Source organism: Kluyvera cryocrescens NBRC 102467 (assembly GCF_001571285.1).
In the GTDB taxonomy this organism is placed as follows: Bacteria; Pseudomonadota; Gammaproteobacteria; order Enterobacterales; family Enterobacteriaceae; genus Kluyvera; species Kluyvera cryocrescens.
The window spans coordinates 26172-41743 of record NZ_BCTM01000033.1 but is presented as its reverse complement, the minus strand read 5'-3'; the positions used below and the strand labels follow the sequence as shown (position 1 = coordinate 41743).

Below are 15572 nucleotides of genomic sequence, written 5' to 3'. Positions count from 1 at the left end.
CCCTCATTTTCAGGTTTTTCTCTTCAATCGAACCGGCTAGTTAGTGTGAAGTGATTCACATCCGCCGTGTCGATGGAGGCGCATTATAGGGAGTTCCCGAGCGTCTGCAACCCTTAAATTGCAGAAAAATGACTGACTGCTGCAATCCCCAGCAGAACCCCGCCTTATACCTATTTACACACAGAGTTATCCACAAATTTAATGATTGAGCCCCTTCCTCTCTTTATCCTGGGCCTTATATAGAGGGGCAAAATAACCGCTTCAGTGGAATGCTAAAAATTTGCGAGCGTTGCGCAAACGTTTTCGTTACAATGCCACCGCAAAACAAGGATGCCCCGTAAGGGGCGTTAGCTGAGTTTTTCCGCAAGAATTCACCTAACGCTCTCTGTAATAGTCAAATCCAGGGGATTTACCATGCAACAACGTCGTCCAGTCCGCCGCGCTCTGCTCAGTGTTTCTGACAAGGCCGGTATCGTCGAATTCGCCCAGGCACTTTCCGCACGTGGTGTGGTACTGCTATCAACAGGTGGCACCGCCCGCCTGCTGGCAGAAAAAGGTCTGCCGGTGACCGAAGTTTCCGATTACACCGGTTTCCCGGAAATGATGGATGGACGAGTGAAAACCCTGCATCCAAAAGTTCACGGTGGCATTCTTGGCCGTCGCGGTCAGGACGACGCGATTATGCAACAGCACCACATCGAGCCTATCGATATGGTCGTCGTAAACCTGTACCCGTTCGCTGAGACCGTCGCCCGTGAAGGTTGCTCGCTGGAAGATGCGGTAGAGAACATTGATATCGGCGGCCCAACCATGGTTCGCTCTGCCGCCAAGAACCACAAAGACGTGGCCATCGTGGTGAAGAGCAGTGACTACACCGCCATTATTGAAGAGATGGATGCTAACGAAGGTTCTCTGACCCTCGATACCCGTTTCGATCTCGCAATTAAAGCTTTCGAACATACCGCCGCTTACGACAGCATGATTGCCAACTACTTCGGCAGCATGGTTCCGGCCTACCACGGTGACAGCAAAGAAGCCGCTGGCCGCTTCCCTCGTACGCTGAACCTGAACTTTATTAAGAAGCAGGACATGCGCTACGGCGAAAACAGCCACCAGCAGGCCGCCTTCTATATAGAAGAGAATGTCAAAGAAGCTTCCGTGGCTACCGCAACCCAGGTTCAGGGCAAAGCACTCTCTTACAACAACATCGCAGATACCGATGCGGCGCTGGAATGCGTAAAAGAGTTCCAGGAACCAGCCTGCGTTATCGTGAAGCACGCTAACCCATGCGGCGTTGCGGTTAGCACGTCTCTGCTTGATGCCTACGACCGCGCATACAAAACCGACCCAACCTCCGCATTCGGCGGCATTATTGCTTTCAACCGTGAGCTCGACGCTGAAACGGCACAGGCCATCATCTCTCGTCAGTTTGTCGAAGTGATCATCGCACCGTCCGCCACCGAAGACGCGCTGAAGATTACTGCGGCTAAGCAGAACGTCCGTGTCCTGACCTGCGGTCAGTGGGCGCAGCGCGTGCCGGGGCTGGACTTCAAACGTGTAAACGGTGGTTTGCTGGTTCAGGATCGCGATCTGGGCATGGTGACAGAAGGCGAGCTGCGCGTCGTGACCAAGCGCCAGCCGAGCGAGCAGGAGCTGCGCGATGCGCTGTTCTGCTGGAAAGTCGCGAAGTTCGTTAAGTCCAACGCCATTGTCTATGCCAAAGAGAACATGACCATCGGTATAGGTGCAGGCCAGATGAGCCGCGTGTACTCGGCGAAAATTGCCGGCATTAAAGCGGCCGACGAAGGCCTGGAAGTGAAAGGCTCTGCCATGGCTTCCGATGCTTTCTTCCCGTTCCGCGATGGTATTGATGCCGCCGCCGCCGTAGGCGTGAGCTGCGTTATCCAGCCTGGCGGTTCTATTCGCGACGAAGAAGTGATTGCCGCCGCCGATGAACACGGCATCGCCATGATCTTCACCGACATGCGCCACTTCCGCCATTAATTCACGGAGCAGACGATGAAAGTATTAGTGATTGGTAACGGCGGCCGCGAACACGCGTTAGCCTGGAAAGCCTCGCAGTCGCCGCAGGTTGATACCGTTTTTGTCGCACCGGGCAACGCAGGTACCGCGCTGGAGCCAACCCTGCAAAACGTGGCGATTGGCGTGACCGACATTCCGGCGCTGCTGAGTTTTGCGCAGAAAGAGAAGATTGACCTGACTATCGTCGGCCCGGAAGCGCCGCTGGTGATTGGCGTGGTTGATGCCTTCCGCGCCGCCGGCATGACTATCTTCGGGCCAACTGAAGGTGCTGCGCAGCTGGAAGGCTCCAAAGCCTTCACCAAAGATTTCCTCGCCCGCCACCAGATCCCGACGGCGGAGTACCAGAACTTCACCGAAATCGAGCCTGCGCTGGCGTATCTGCGTGAAAAAGGCGCGCCGATCGTCATTAAGGCGGACGGCCTGGCAGCCGGTAAAGGCGTTATCGTGGCGATGACGCTGGAAGAAGCAGAAGCCGCCGTGCACGACATGTTGGCCGGCAACGCCTTTGGCGATGCGGGTCACCGTATCGTTATCGAAGAGTTCCTTGATGGTGAAGAGGCGAGCTTTATCGTCATGGTCGACGGCGAGCACGTTCTACCGATGGCAACCAGCCAGGATCATAAGCGCGTAGGCAATGGCGACACCGGCCCGAACACCGGTGGCATGGGCGCATACTCCCCTGCTCCGGTCGTTACCGATGAAGTCCACCAGCGCACCATGGAACGTATCATCTGGCCAACCGTAAAAGGCATGGCGGCGGAAGGCAACACTTACACCGGTTTCTTATACGCCGGCCTGATGATCGACAAACAGGGGAACCCGAAGGTTATCGAGTTCAACTGCCGCTTCGGCGATCCGGAAACACAGCCGATCATGCTGCGCATGAAATCGGATCTGATAGATCTGTGCCTCGCGGCCTGTGCCGGTAAGCTGGATGAGAAAACCTCCGAGTGGGACGAACGCGCCTCGCTGGGCGTGGTTATCGCGGCAGGTGGTTACCCGTCTGACTACCGTACCGGTGATGTGATCCACGGCCTGCCGCTGGAAGAAGTTGCCGACGGTAAAGTCTTCCACGCCGGGACAAAGCTGGCGGAAGACGACCGGGTTCTGACCAACGGTGGACGCGTGCTGTGCGCGACCGCGCTGGGCCATACCGTTGCCGAAGCGCAGCAACGCGCTTATGCCCTGATGACTGATATCCACTGGGACGGTAGCTTCAGCCGTAACGACATCGGCTGGCGCGCCATCGAGCGTGAGCAAAACTAACGGCTGAGCTTAGCCAACAGCGTTTTGCGCGTAATGCCCAACTGACGGGCGGCTTCTGTTTTGTTGCCGCCCGTTTTTTCAAGCGCCGCCTGAATCACTTCTTTCTCCACTTCCACCAGCGGCTGAATTCCCTCATCGGACGATGCCGCCGGGACGACCGTACCACGCATCGCCAGCGGTAGCTCGCGCTCTGTAATATACTCTCCCGTCAGCAGTACCACCGCTCGCTCCACGGCGTTTTCCAGTTCGCGAATATTGCCAGGCCAGGCGTAATGAATCAGCAGGTCCATCGCCTGAGGCGTAAAGCCCTGCACCGTTTTACGGTTACGTTCGGCATAGCGTTGCAGGAAATAGTGCGCCAACTGCGGGATATCCTCATGGCGCTGGCGCAGCGGCGGCATATCGATAGTCACCACATTCAGACGGTAGTAAAGATCCTGACGGAAACGACCGGCACTTACCTCTTCGGCTAAATCACGATGCGTCGCGGCAATCAGGCGTACATCAACCGAAATCGTCTGGTTGCTGCCGACTCGCTGTACTTCTCGTTCCTGGATGGCTCGCAGCAGACGCACCTGCATCAGCGGTGAAATGTCGCCAATTTCATCGAGAAACAACGTGCCGCCGTCGGCCTCAACAAATCGCCCTTCCCGCCGCTTATCTGCACCGGTAAACGCACCTTTTTCATGGCCAAACATCTCCGACTCTAGCAACGACTCATTCAGCGCAGCGCAGTTGAGCGTGACCAGCGCCTTATCCCGACGCGAGCTGCAGCCATGCAGCGCACGCGCCACCAGTTCTTTACCGGTGCCGGATTCGCCCTGAATCAATACGGTGGCATCGGAGGGCGCCACCAGCGCAATGTTGTTCAACAGCGTCTGCATCGCCGGGCTATCACCGACCATGCCAAACTGCAGCGCAGGGCCCGATGCCGAAGATCGCTCAGGCTGGCGCGTATGGGCTAAAGCCTGAGCCAGCGTTTGCTGTAGACGGTCAAAGTCCAGCGGCTTGATCAGATAATCCAGCGCACCGGATTTTAACGCCTCCACCGCCGTATCAACGCTGGAGTAGGCCGTCATAATAAGCACCGGTATCGATGGGTTATAGGCTTTCACCTCTTTTAACGTTTCAATACCGTCCATCTGTGCCATGCGGATATCACAGAGCACCAAATCAAATACCTGCTCGCGTACCAGAGCTAGCGCCTGTAAACCGTTATTGGCCAGCGCAACCTGGTATCCCCAGCCGCGCAGTAGCGCCTGCAAAATGGTGCAATGGCTAATATCATCATCTACCACCAGAATATTGACCTGTTGCCGATTCATCCTTGCTCATCCTTTTGTTGCCCATTAACCGGCAGGTAAAGGGTAAATACCGATCCCTTGCCGGGCGTGCTCTCAACGTGAATTGTTCCGCCGTGCTGCTCAACGATATTCTGTACGACCGCTAATCCTAGCCCAGTCCCCTCGGCCTTGGTGGTGAAGTACGGGGTGAAGATGGCCTGCCGCTGCTCTGCGGTCATCCCTTTGCCGCTGTCCGCCACACTAAGCTTGACGCGTCCATCACCACACTCCGCCACCGACACCGTAATGGCACCCTCATGATCCATCGCCTGGATCGCGTTAAGATAGAGATTCAACAGCACCTGATTGAGGCGATCCGGATCGGCCTGAATGTGGCATCCCACCGGATGCGCGCTAAACTGCAGCGTAATATGGCGGCTCAATGCATCCTGGCTTACCAACTGCAGTGAATGGCTTATCACCTCGTTAAGATCCACCGGCTGCCATTTTAAATGCGTCGGACGCACCAGCTCCAGCAACTCGCTCACCACCCGATTCAGTCGGTCGGCCTCTTTCGCCATCACCTGCGCCAGCTCATAGGCTTCCCCCCCCGGCGGCGTGCGTTCAGCGAAGTACTTCGCCAATCCTTTGATCGACGACAGCGGATTGCGAATTTCATGGGCCACCCCGGCGGCAAGGTGGCCCAGCGCGACCAGCTTCTCTTTACGATGCGTGGCTTCCTGCAACAGTTTGCGTGAACGCTGATAGCGGCTGAACCAGAACTGCGCGAGGACGGTTGCCACCATCACTACGGCGGCAGCACACAGCATGACGATCATATTGCGTAGCCCGCGCGCCTGTTCGGCTTCCAATTCACGGGCATCGAAGGCGATAAAAATCACCTGCGGCGTTTCGACCACATTGCGACGCATCATCATCCGCATATGGTGTGAACCTGCCGCATTAAGCGGGCGAAACTGGCGATAGATTTCCAGCGCCGGTTCCGGTGACGTCAATCGCCGCCAACGCTCGGTATCGCCTGGGGCAAGTTTCTGCATCGTCCGGGCGTCGTAGAGCGGCTGTCCCACCTGCTGGGCATCACTGTGGGCGATAATTTTCCCCTGCTCATCGGTCACCGCAAACCACAAGACACCGGGCTGCCACGCCATCTCTTCCAGCATGGTCTGAAGCTGAGCATGGTGCATCCGCATACCCATTCCAACTCGCGCCCCGGATTCCAGCGCACGGATAAGCACACTGCCTTTCTCCTGAATGGTTTGCTGCGCCGACGCGTTTTCCCGCAGATGGTCGCGAACGATGAGCCCAGAGAACAAACACATCAGCAGTAAAACCACGCCGGTTAATAGCCAGCTTATGCCGGTTGTTAACGAGTCCTTCTGTAATCGTAAGAGGTTCATGGCACTTCCTTTTTTTCCCTTTGCGATCCTTGAGCAGAAATCATGCCACTCTTCATGCCTCGTAATCCGGCCGGTTTGCACAAATCCCCTGAATAGCCGGGTAAAAATGACTCAGCTGGATACTCGCAGCGGGTCAATTTTACTCGCTCTGAGCAATCCGCCGCACGCCACTCCGCGCTTATCGCGACATGAGAAGCTGGCACAGAAGATGCAATAGCTAAGGAGAACACACTACAGGAGAATCAACCATGAAACGGAACAATAAACTGACCCTCGCCCTGTTAACCGTTGCCACACTGACCTTCACCAGCGGTGCGGTGCTAGCCGGCCCACATCACTGGAATAATAACGCGGATAACGGCGGTTACAGCCAGCTCACCGAGGCGCAACAGGCCACGGCGCAGAAGCTGCGTAATGACTACTACGCGCAAACCCAAGCGCTACGCCAGCAGCTCACGTCAAAACGCTACGAATACAATGCGCTGCTCACTGCGGATAAACTTGATAGCGCAAAAATTGAGGCCGTCGCTGCCGAGAAAGAGGCATTGAGCCAGCAGCTTGAAAAACAGCGAGTGAAGTTTGATGTCGAAATGGCCCAGGCTGGCATTCCACGTCACGGTGGGATGGGCTATGGCTGTGATGGAGGTAGACACAGCGGCGGTCATATGGGCGGCATGCACCGCGGGTAAACCTTAGAAGTTCTTTTCGGTTGGCTGCCAGGTACAGTAGTCCTGGTTTGCCACCAGCAAAAGCTGGGATCCTTCAGGCGCTTCCAGCCAGGCAATGCTGACCTCCGCGGAGGAGCGACTCTGGCGGCTGGCAATATGCCCCAGGGCGCGGGAGTCAAAGTCAGGCTTTACTGTCTCGCCTTCGCAGGTCGTTACCGTCTGGTCTGCGTGCCAGCGCCCCTGACGCAGCACCACTTTCCCTTGCCGTAGCGCATCGCTGGTCTGGCGGATCTGCTCGGCACGGTAGCGGTAGAGCGCAACCTGATCGTTCGAGAGTTGCTGTTTTTGCCCATCGATCTCGCGCTGCATAAAGCTTAGCTCGCCGCTACTGTCAAAACGGGCGCGGATATGTTCGGTGGGTTTACCGTAGATATTCAGTTCAATCAGCTGCAGCTTATCATCCTGCCAACGATATTCGCTGGTTGAGGTACTGCCGCTGTGCCATGGGCTTAGCGTAGCCAGAAGGTGTGTTTCGCCGCCGCTGTCTTTACGCCAAATGCGTACGGCCCCCTGCGTGTCAGCGTAGCCGCTGGCGGTAAAAGGAGGTAATGCGCTGTTATGGCTACAGGCCGTGAGCAACAATGCGCCGGCCAGCACCGATAAACGACACCAGATAGACGAAAGGGGCGAAACCGCCCCTTCTTTAAAACTGTTCACTGCCACGCAATCTTACTTAACAGCGTCTTTCAGTGCTTTGCCAGAAACAAATGCCGGCACGTTAGCTGCGGCGATTTTGATTTCGTTACCGGTCTGCGGGTTGCGGCCAGTACGCTCAGCGCGGTGGTTCACTTTGAAGGTACCGAAACCAACCAGTTGCACAGCATCACCTTCTTTCAGAGACTCAGTAATAGCAGCCAGGGTGGATTCCAGAGCAGCTTTAGCCTGGGTTTTAGACAGTTCAGCCTTGTCCGCAATTACATCAATCAGTTGAGTCTTGTTCATAAGTTATCCTTACAATGTGTTTATCGCTTGCTAAGCATCGAGTGCGACGAAAATGCCAGAAAAGCACTCTCCTGCATACACGCACCGATAGCCACTTTTTTTCGCCCTCCAAATGTAGACCAGACGGGGGGCAGATGTGAAGCCTTCAGGCGTGACAATTCAGGCGGTAAATCACGTTTTATTGCCTCATTGCTGAAAATTTATACCAATATTGCTTTCACCGGCTTCGCGGAGGTCTGCGCGCAGCCCTTTAATCAGTTCAATATCGCGTTCTTCGCATTCGGCTAAAAGGCGGAAAATCTCCCACTGAATGTCCCATTCTTGCTCAACGGCGGGGTTCAATTTCAGCTCTTCATCGGTCATTTCACGACCAGCCTGGGTCATTTCCAGCATCGCAACCGTCGTAATTGAGCACTTGCTGACTTCAACAGCGTGTTCGAGCGTTTCACCGCTTAAACGGGAGTGGATTAATTCACTCAGCGCAACGCAGGCATCGATGGCCGGATAGACGCCGTACAGATCGTAATCATCAGCAACGGGGATTGCTTCTTCAAATTTTTCCAGCTGGCTGTCGAAGTTGATTTTCGCATCCTTCACCGTCAGCGATTCCCACACCAGATCGAGAATGCGGCGATAAAGCTGGCCGTCACCAAATTCGGTTTGCTTACAGAACATGGCGTAGTTCGGATACATACGTTCGCACAGGCAGGCCATAAAAGTGACGTGCTGCCAGCTTTCCAGCTTCTCCAGACGCAGGTGAATCGGATTTTGTAACATGATGAGTTCTCAAATACGGAAATTAACCGCAGTTTACCTGATATGGGGCACTTTTGCTGCAAGGCGCGTAAATGCCGGGCGTTCCGATGCCACCGCGTCAGCCCAACGCGTGGGCTCCGGCAGGCGATAGCCCTTCATGCAACGCTGCACCCAGATCAGCGCGCTGTCGACGCTGACGCAATGCCCCGTTGAGATAAATAACGGATTACAGCGCGCTTTACTGCGCCAAACCCAGGCCAACTGTTCGCCTTTATCCAGCAGCGGCACCAGCGCCCCGGGTTCAGCCGCCAGCGGCTCAAATTGGCCGCACAGACGCTTTTTCGCCACACCAAGAGTCGGAACATCCACCAGCAGGCCAAAATGGCTGGCCACGCCAAGGCGGCGCGGGTGAGAAATACCGTGGCCGTCAACGAATAGCAGGTCAGGCTTTTGTGAGAGCAACTGCCATGCAGCCATCAGCGCAGGCGTCTCGCGAAACGAGAGAAATCCGGGAATGTACGGCATGGTGGTGGCAATGCGCGCTACCTGATATTCGACCAGCTCCAGCGAGGGGTACTTCAGCAGCACCATCGCTGCGCGCGTGACCTCACCACCCTGCTCGAATCCCACGTCGGCGCCGCCGATAAGCCGCGGAAGATCGCTTAATCCACGATCCTCACGGCACACCGATTTCGCCAGCTCAAGCTGCTGCACGCGCAGCGACGCGAGATCCATGCCCATTTCTTAACGGTGGTACGGTGCCGACAGACGGTGAACCGCTTCCACAAAGACGCCCGCATGCTCCGGCGGCACGTCCTGATGGATGCCGTGACCAAGGTTAAAGACATGGCCTTCGCCTTCGCCGAAGCCGGCGAGGATCGTCGCCACCTCTTCTTCAATGCGCCGTCCTGGCGCGTAGAGCATGGACGGATCCATGTTGCCCTGCAGCGCAACCTTATGGCCCACGCGGCGTCGCGCATCGGCAATATCGGTAGTCCAGTCGAGCCCCAGCGCGTCGCAGCCGGTTTCAGCCATCGCTTCCAGCCACTGCCCGCCGCCTTTGGTAAACAGCGTGACCGGAACGCGGCGGCCGTCATTTTCACGCAGCAGACCGTCGACGATTTTATGCATGTAGTACAACGAGAACTGCTGATAATCGCGCCCCGTCAGCACACCGCCCCAGGTATCAAAAATCATCACCGACTGCGCGCCCGCTTTAATCTGGGCGTTTAGGTACAAGGTGACGCTTTTCGCCAGCTTATCCAGCAGCAGATGCAGCGTTTTCGGATCGGCATACATCATTTTTTTAATCACGGTAAAGGCTTTGCTGCTGCCACCTTCCACCATGTAGGTCGCCAGCGTCCACGGACTACCGGAGAAACCAATCAGCGGCACTTCGCCTTTCAATTCGCGGCGAATGGTGCGCACGGCGTTCATGACGTAGCCCAACTCGCCTTCCGGATCCGGAATCGGCAGCTTGTCTACGTCAGCTTTGCTGGTGATTGGCGAGGTAAAGCGCGGACCTTCACCGGTTTCGAAATAGAGACCCAGCCCCATCGCGTCCGGGATGGTGAGAATATCCGAGAAGAGGATCGCCGCATCAAGCGGATAGCGGCGCAGCGGCTGCAGCGTCACTTCACAAGCCAGCTCGGCGTTTTTACACAGCGACATAAAATCGCCGGCCTGCGCGCGGGTGGCTTTGTACTCCGGTAAATAGCGGCCTGCCTGGCGCATCATCCATACCGGAGTCACATCAACGGGCTGGCGCAGCAGCGCACGCAGATAACGATCGTTCTTGAGTTCGGTCATTTTACATTCCTTTAGCGTTGATGCGCCCAGTGTATACACAAAACCATTCAAAGTGGATCAAGGCGGCAAATGAATGAATCCCCAGGAGCTTACTGAAGTAAGTGACTGGGGTGAATGAATGCAGCCAACAAAGAGCCAATTTGAATGATGAGGTGTCATGTCACTCGTATTCAGCCCGACACATTGCCACGGTATCTTCAATCAGCCGACGCGCCACGGTGCCTGGCGGTGGAAGCAGCGGTAAATCGTCGTAGCGATACCAGTTGGCCTCCAGCAGCTCTTTCGGGTCGATAACAATCTCACCACTGTCGTAGTCCGCCATATAGGCGGTCATCAGTGATTGCGGGAACGGCCAGGGTTGAGAGGTCACATAGCGCAGATTTTTCACTTTAATACCGCTCTCTTCCATCACCTCACGCGCCACCGCCTGTTCCAGCGTTTCGCCAACTTCTACGAAGCCGGCCAGTACGGTATGCACACCGTTACGGTGACGGACGTGCTGGGCCAGGAGAATGGAATCATTGCGGCGAATGGCGACGATAATGCAGGGAGCAATCTGTGGGTAATAACGTTCACGGCAGTGGCTGCAAAGCATCGCCCATTCGGTTTTGCTGGGGTGCATGGTATGGCCGCAATAGCCGCAGAATTTGTGCGAACGGTAAAATTCCGCCAGCTGTACCCCGCGCCCCGCGAGCTGAAACAGGCCGACATCCTGATCGAGGACTTGCCTTACGGATCCCATATCGTGGCGACGCGATTGCTGAACCAGCCATACCGGCGATCCTTCCCATTCGCCGATTTGCAGCGCGCGCTGACCCACAAGATCGAAATTTACCGCTTCGCCATGTGGTAATTCACCACCAGGCAACCATAATTTTTGTTCATGGCTGACGATCCACCAGCCGCGATCCAATTTTTCAATTATACGATCCATATCTCTTGCGCTACCTTTGCTTCACAGGCATGTTATTAACATTATTATTACATTTTGACGTGAGCAGATATTAATCTTAACGATGCGGGGGTCAACCTATGTTAAACCAGTTAGAGAGCCTGACAGAGCGTGTAAAAGGACACCATAGACTGGTCGACCGCTGGCTGAATATTCGTAAGCATCTGCTCGTGGCTTACTACAATCTTGTTGGCCTTAAGCCTGGCAAAGAATCCTTCATGCGTCTTAACGAAAAAGCGCTCGACGATTTTTGTCAGCGTTTGGTCGACTACCTTTCTGCCGGTCATTTCAGTATTTATGAACGTATTATCCATAAAATGGAAGGCGACAGTCCGCTTTTAAACGCCACGAAAATTTGGCCGCAGCTGGATGCTAACACGCAGCTGATTATGGATTTCTACGACTCGACCCTCGAAAACGCCATCGATCAGGACAACTGCTACGAGTTTCAGCAGGCGCTGTCTGACATTGGCGAGGCGCTGGAGGCCCGTTTCCGGCTGGAGGACCAATTGATCATGCTGGCTTTTGATACGCTTGCTCAGAGTGAATTGAAACGCCCGGCTTGAGATTTGCTGCATTAACGAGTAATTTACATTCATTACCTCTCATCTGAGGTTACTTCTTGTCGGAGTGCCCAGTGCGCAAGCACGGGCTGAGACCGTTAATTCGGGATCCGCGGAACCTGATCAGGTTAAGACCTGCGAAGGGAACAAGAGTCGTGCCGATTACACAAAATCATTCAAGTTGCATCAAGGCGGCAACTGAGAGGATCCTCAGGAGCTTACTAGAGTAAGAGACTAGGGTGAACGAAGGCAGCCGACGCAGAGGCAGCCTGAATGATGAAGTGTAATCATCTCTTGCTTCATCCGTCGTCTGACAAGCCATATCCTGACTTTTTTGGAATGAGCTATGTCTGCCACAACTAAACCATCCCGTCGCGAACAGCGCGCCCAGGCCCAACACTTTATCGATACGCTGGAAGGCACCGCTTTCCCGAACTCCAAACGCATTTACATTGAAGGCTCGCAGCCAGATATCCGTATTCCCATGCGCGAAATCCAGCTCAGCCCAACGCTGATTGGCGGTTCAAAAGACAATCCGCAGTTTGAAGAAAACGAAGCCGTTCCGGTCTACGATACCTCTGGCCCATATGGTGACCCAGACATAACGATTAACGTCCAACAGGGCCTGGCAAAGCTACGCCAGCCGTGGATTGCGGCACGTAATGATAGCGAAGAATTAGACCACCGCAGCTCGGCCTATACCCGAGAGCGCCTGGCCGATGATGGCCTGGATGAGCTGCGTTTTAGCGGTTTGTTGACGCCAAAACGCGCCAAAGCGGGCCGTCGCGTCACCCAGTTACATTACGCCCGTCAGGGGATCGTCACCCCGGAGATGGAATTCATCGCCGTACGTGAAAACATGGGTCGCGAACGTATTCGCAGCGAGGTTTTACGCCACCAGCATCCGGGAATGAGCTTTGGCGCGCGCCTGCCGGAAAACATCACCGGAGAGTTTGTTCGCGATGAAGTCGCCGCTGGGCGCGCAATTATTCCCGCTAACATCAACCACCCGGAATCCGAGCCGATGATTATTGGCCGCAACTTCCTGGTGAAGGTGAACGCCAACATTGGTAACTCTGCGGTGACCTCCTCTATTGAGGAAGAGGTCGAAAAATTGGTGTGGTCTACCCGCTGGGGCGCCGACACGGTGATGGACTTGTCAACCGGGCGCTATATTCACGAAACCCGCGAATGGATCCTGCGTAACAGCCCGGTACCGATCGGTACGGTTCCGATCTATCAGGCGCTGGAAAAGGTGAATGGGATCGCTGAAGATCTTACCTGGGAAGCCTTCCGCGATACCCTGCTGGAGCAAGCCGAACAGGGCGTAGACTACTTCACCATTCATGCCGGCGTGCTGTTGCGCTACGTACCGATGACCGCCAAACGTCTGACAGGCATTGTCTCGCGCGGTGGATCCATCATGGCGAAGTGGTGCCTCTCTCATCACAAAGAGAACTTCCTGTTTGAACATTTCCGTGAAATCTGCGAAATCTGCGCCGCCTACGACGTTTCGCTGTCGCTGGGCGATGGCCTGCGTCCAGGCTCCATTCAGGATGCCAACGACGAAGCGCAATTCTCAGAGCTGCATACGCTGGGTGAGCTGACCAAAATCGCCTGGGAGTATGATGTGCAGGTGATGATTGAAGGCCCGGGGCACGTGCCAATGCAGATGATCCAGCGCAACATGACCGAAGAGCTGGAACACTGCCATGAAGCCCCGTTCTATACCCTCGGCCCGTTAACCACCGATATCGCACCGGGTTACGACCACTTCACCTCCGGGATCGGCGCGGCGATGATTGGCTGGTTCGGCTGCGCCATGCTGTGCTACGTCACACCGAAAGAGCACCTTGGCCTGCCGAATAAAGAGGATGTGAAGCAAGGGCTGATCACCTACAAGATCGCCGCCCACGCCGCCGATTTAGCCAAAGGCCATCCGGGCGCGCAGATCCGCGATAACGCGATGTCGAAAGCGCGCTTCGAATTCCGCTGGGAAGATCAGTTCAACCTGGCGCTCGATCCCTTCACCGCTCGCGCTTACCACGACGAAACGCTGCCGCAGGAATCCGGCAAAGTAGCGCATTTCTGCTCGATGTGTGGGCCAAAATTCTGCTCAATGAAAATCAGCCAGGAAGTGCGTGACTACGCCGCCGCGCAAACCATTGAAGTCGGAATGGCGGACATGTCGGAGAACTTCCGTGCCAAAGGTGGCGAAATCTACCTCAAAAAAGAGGAGGCGTAATGTACCAGCCTGATTTCCCTACCGTGCCGTTTCGCCTCGGGCTTTATCCGGTCGTCGATAGCGTGGAGTGGATTGCACGCCTGTTGGATGCCGGCGTGCGCACGCTCCAGCTGCGCATCAAAGACAAGCGCGATGCCGAAGTCGAAGCAGACGTTGTTGCCGCCATTGAACTGGGGCGTCGTTACGACGCCCGCTTGTTCATCAACGATTACTGGCGACTGGCGATAAAGCACGGCGCTTACGGCGTTCATCTGGGCCAGGAAGACCTCGAAACAACTGACCTGAAAGCGATTCAGGCGGCGGGGTTACGCCTTGGGGTCTCAACCCACGATGATATGGAGATTGACGTGGCGCTGGCCGCCCGTCCGTCTTATATCGCATTGGGCCATGTCTTCCCGACGCAAACCAAGCAGATGCCGTCCGCACCGCAGGGTCTGGCGCAGTTGGCGAGCCACATCGAAAGACTGGCGGATTATCCCACCGTCGCCATCGGTGGGATCAGCCTCGAACGCGCCCCCGCCGTTCTGGCAACCGGCGTCGGCAGCATTGCCGTCGTCAGCGCGATCACCCAAGCAGCGGACTGGCGTAGCGCTACCGCGCAACTGCTTGCATTAGCGGGAGTGGGCGATGAATGACCGCGATTTTATGCGCTACAGCCGCCAAATATTACTGGGTGACATTGCGATAGAAGGCCAGCAAAAGCTGCTCGGCAGCCGTGTGCTCATCGTGGGTTTAGGTGGTTTAGGCTCGCCGGCCGCGCTGTATCTTGCCGGTGCAGGAGTCGGCACGCTGGTACTGGCCGATGATGACGATGTGCATTTAAGCAACCTGCAGCGGCAAATCCTGTTTACCAACGATGACGTGGCGCGTTCGAAAGCGCAGGTTGCCCAGCAAAGGCTGTCGCGATTCAACCCCGATATCGAACTGGTGGTGCTTCAGCAACGTTTAACCGGCGACGCACTTCGCCATGCGGTAGAACAGGCTGACGTCGTGCTGGATTGCACCGACAACATGGCGACTCGCCAGCAAATTAACGCCGCCTGCGTGGCGCTGAGTAAACCGCTAATCACCGCCAGCGCGGTCGGTTTTGGCGGTCAGTTGATGGTGATTGCGCCGCCGTGGCAACAGGGCTGTTATCGCTGCCTGTGGCCAGACGATATCGAGCCAGAACGCAACTGTCGAACGGCAGGCATTATCGGCCCGGTTGTCGGCATCATGGGTACGTTACAGGCGCTGGAAGCCCTCAAGCTACTCAGCGGTATGGAGACGCCCAGCGGGGAATTGCGCCTGTTTGACGGCAAAACCAGCCAGTGGCGCAGCCTGGCGCTGCGGCGTGCAATCGGCTGCCCGGTATGCGGAGGGCGTCATGCAGATTCAGTTCAATGACGAGCCCGTCGAATGTGCCGAAGGGCAAACCGTCAACGCGCTGCTGGCCCAGCTTCATCAACTGAAGCCGGGCACCGCGCTGGCGCTGAATCAACGGATCCTGCCGCGCGAGCAGTGGGAACAGCACATCGTGCAGGAAGGCGACCAGATCCTGCTTTTTCAGGTTATCGCAGGGGGTTGA

16 protein-coding genes and 1 riboswitch are annotated in these 15572 nt (G+C 55.9%); of the genes, 8 read left to right on the top strand and 8 right to left on the bottom strand.

Translation table 11 applies throughout. The features are described from left to right. Positions 1-414: 414 nt before the first annotated feature. Complete coding sequence (gene purH, locus KCR01S_RS19550) at positions 415-2004, top strand: bifunctional phosphoribosylaminoimidazolecarboxamide formyltransferase/IMP cyclohydrolase (protein WP_061284720.1); 1590 nt, start codon at positions 415-417, stop codon at positions 2002-2004. A gap of 15 nt (positions 2005-2019) precedes the next feature. Further along, positions 2020-3309 (top strand): phosphoribosylamine--glycine ligase, encoded by a 1290-nt coding sequence (gene purD / locus KCR01S_RS19545; RefSeq protein WP_061284719.1) that lies wholly within the window; start codon positions 2020-2022, stop codon positions 3307-3309. Here the strand turns inward: purD and zraR are convergent. Both zraR and zraS read right to left on the bottom strand, forming a co-directional pair. Beyond that, positions 3306-4634, bottom strand: a complete 1329-nt coding sequence (zraR, locus tag KCR01S_RS19540) for a sigma-54-dependent response regulator transcription factor ZraR (RefSeq protein WP_061284718.1) — start codon at positions 4632-4634, stop codon at positions 3306-3308. The two genes, purD and zraR, sit on opposite strands and share 4 nt — an antisense overlap. Further along, positions 4631-6010 carry a two-component system sensor histidine kinase ZraS gene (zraS, locus tag KCR01S_RS19535; RefSeq protein ID WP_061284717.1) on the bottom strand — a complete coding sequence of 460 codons (1380 nt, stop codon included), beginning with the start codon at positions 6008-6010 and terminating at the stop codon, positions 4631-4633. Before zraS ends, zraR begins: the two co-directional genes overlap by 4 nt. Before the next feature lie 248 nt (positions 6011-6258). Here zraS and KCR01S_RS19530 point away from each other — a divergent pair, with 248 nt between their 5' ends. Next, the gene (locus tag KCR01S_RS19530) at positions 6259-6699 is read left to right on the top strand and encodes a periplasmic heavy metal sensor (protein ID WP_061284716.1); all 441 of its coding nucleotides are present in this window, start codon (positions 6259-6261) and stop codon (positions 6697-6699) included. A 3-nt stretch (positions 6700-6702) separates the two neighbouring features. On the opposite strand, the gene KCR01S_RS19525 is transcribed toward KCR01S_RS19530, so the two are convergent. The 6 genes from KCR01S_RS19525 to nudC all read right to left on the bottom strand — a co-directional run bounded on the left by KCR01S_RS19525 (position 6703) and on the right by nudC (position 11179). Further along, entirely contained in the window at positions 6703-7395 is a 693-nt protein-coding gene (locus KCR01S_RS19525; RefSeq protein ID WP_061284715.1) for a DUF1481 domain-containing protein, read from the bottom strand. Between the two features lie 12 nt (positions 7396-7407). Next, on the bottom strand, positions 7408-7680 hold the full coding sequence (gene hupA / locus KCR01S_RS19520; protein WP_061284714.1) for a nucleoid-associated protein HU-alpha: 273 nt from the start codon (positions 7678-7680) through the stop codon (positions 7408-7410). Positions 7681-7866: 186 nt separating this feature from the next. Then, positions 7867-8457, bottom strand: a complete 591-nt coding sequence (locus tag KCR01S_RS19515) for a YjaG family protein (RefSeq protein ID WP_061284713.1) — start codon at positions 8455-8457, stop codon at positions 7867-7869. Positions 8458-8490: 33 nt separating this feature from the next. Continuing rightward, positions 8491-9171 (bottom strand): deoxyribonuclease V, encoded by a 681-nt coding sequence (gene nfi / locus KCR01S_RS19510; RefSeq protein WP_061284712.1) that lies wholly within the window; start codon positions 9169-9171, stop codon positions 8491-8493. A gap of 9 nt (positions 9172-9180) precedes the next feature. Next, entirely contained in the window at positions 9181-10245 is a 1065-nt protein-coding gene (gene hemE, locus KCR01S_RS19505) for a uroporphyrinogen decarboxylase (protein ID WP_061284711.1), read from the bottom strand. Positions 10246-10405: 160 nt separating this feature from the next. After that, a complete protein-coding gene (nudC, locus tag KCR01S_RS19500) occupies positions 10406-11179 on the bottom strand; it encodes an NAD(+) diphosphatase (protein WP_061284710.1) in 774 nt (257 codons plus the stop codon). A gap of 98 nt (positions 11180-11277) precedes the next feature. On the opposite strand from nudC, the gene KCR01S_RS19495 reads away from it, so the two are divergent. The 5 genes from KCR01S_RS19495 to thiS all read left to right on the top strand — a co-directional run bounded on the left by KCR01S_RS19495 (position 11278) and on the right by thiS (position 15572). Then, the gene (locus tag KCR01S_RS19495; protein ID WP_061284709.1) at positions 11278-11763 is read left to right on the top strand and encodes an Rsd/AlgQ family anti-sigma factor; all 486 of its coding nucleotides are present in this window, start codon (positions 11278-11280) and stop codon (positions 11761-11763) included. Positions 11764-11813: 50 nt separating this feature from the next. Continuing rightward, a riboswitch (TPP riboswitch) is annotated at positions 11814-11923 on the top strand. Between the two features lie 183 nt (positions 11924-12106). Next, the gene (thiC, locus tag KCR01S_RS19490) at positions 12107-14005 is read left to right on the top strand and encodes a phosphomethylpyrimidine synthase ThiC (protein ID WP_061284708.1); all 1899 of its coding nucleotides are present in this window, start codon (positions 12107-12109) and stop codon (positions 14003-14005) included. Then, positions 14005-14640, top strand: a complete 636-nt coding sequence (gene thiE / locus KCR01S_RS19485) for a thiamine phosphate synthase (protein ID WP_061284707.1) — start codon at positions 14005-14007, stop codon at positions 14638-14640. Before thiC ends, thiE begins: the two co-directional genes overlap by 1 nt. Beyond that, a complete protein-coding gene (locus KCR01S_RS19480; RefSeq protein ID WP_061284706.1) occupies positions 14633-15391 on the top strand; it encodes a HesA/MoeB/ThiF family protein in 759 nt (252 codons plus the stop codon). Before thiE ends, KCR01S_RS19480 begins: the two co-directional genes overlap by 8 nt. After that, on the top strand, positions 15372-15572 hold the full coding sequence (gene thiS / locus KCR01S_RS19475) for a sulfur carrier protein ThiS (RefSeq protein ID WP_061284705.1): 201 nt from the start codon (positions 15372-15374) through the stop codon (positions 15570-15572). The genes KCR01S_RS19480 and thiS overlap by 20 nt, the downstream gene beginning before the upstream one ends.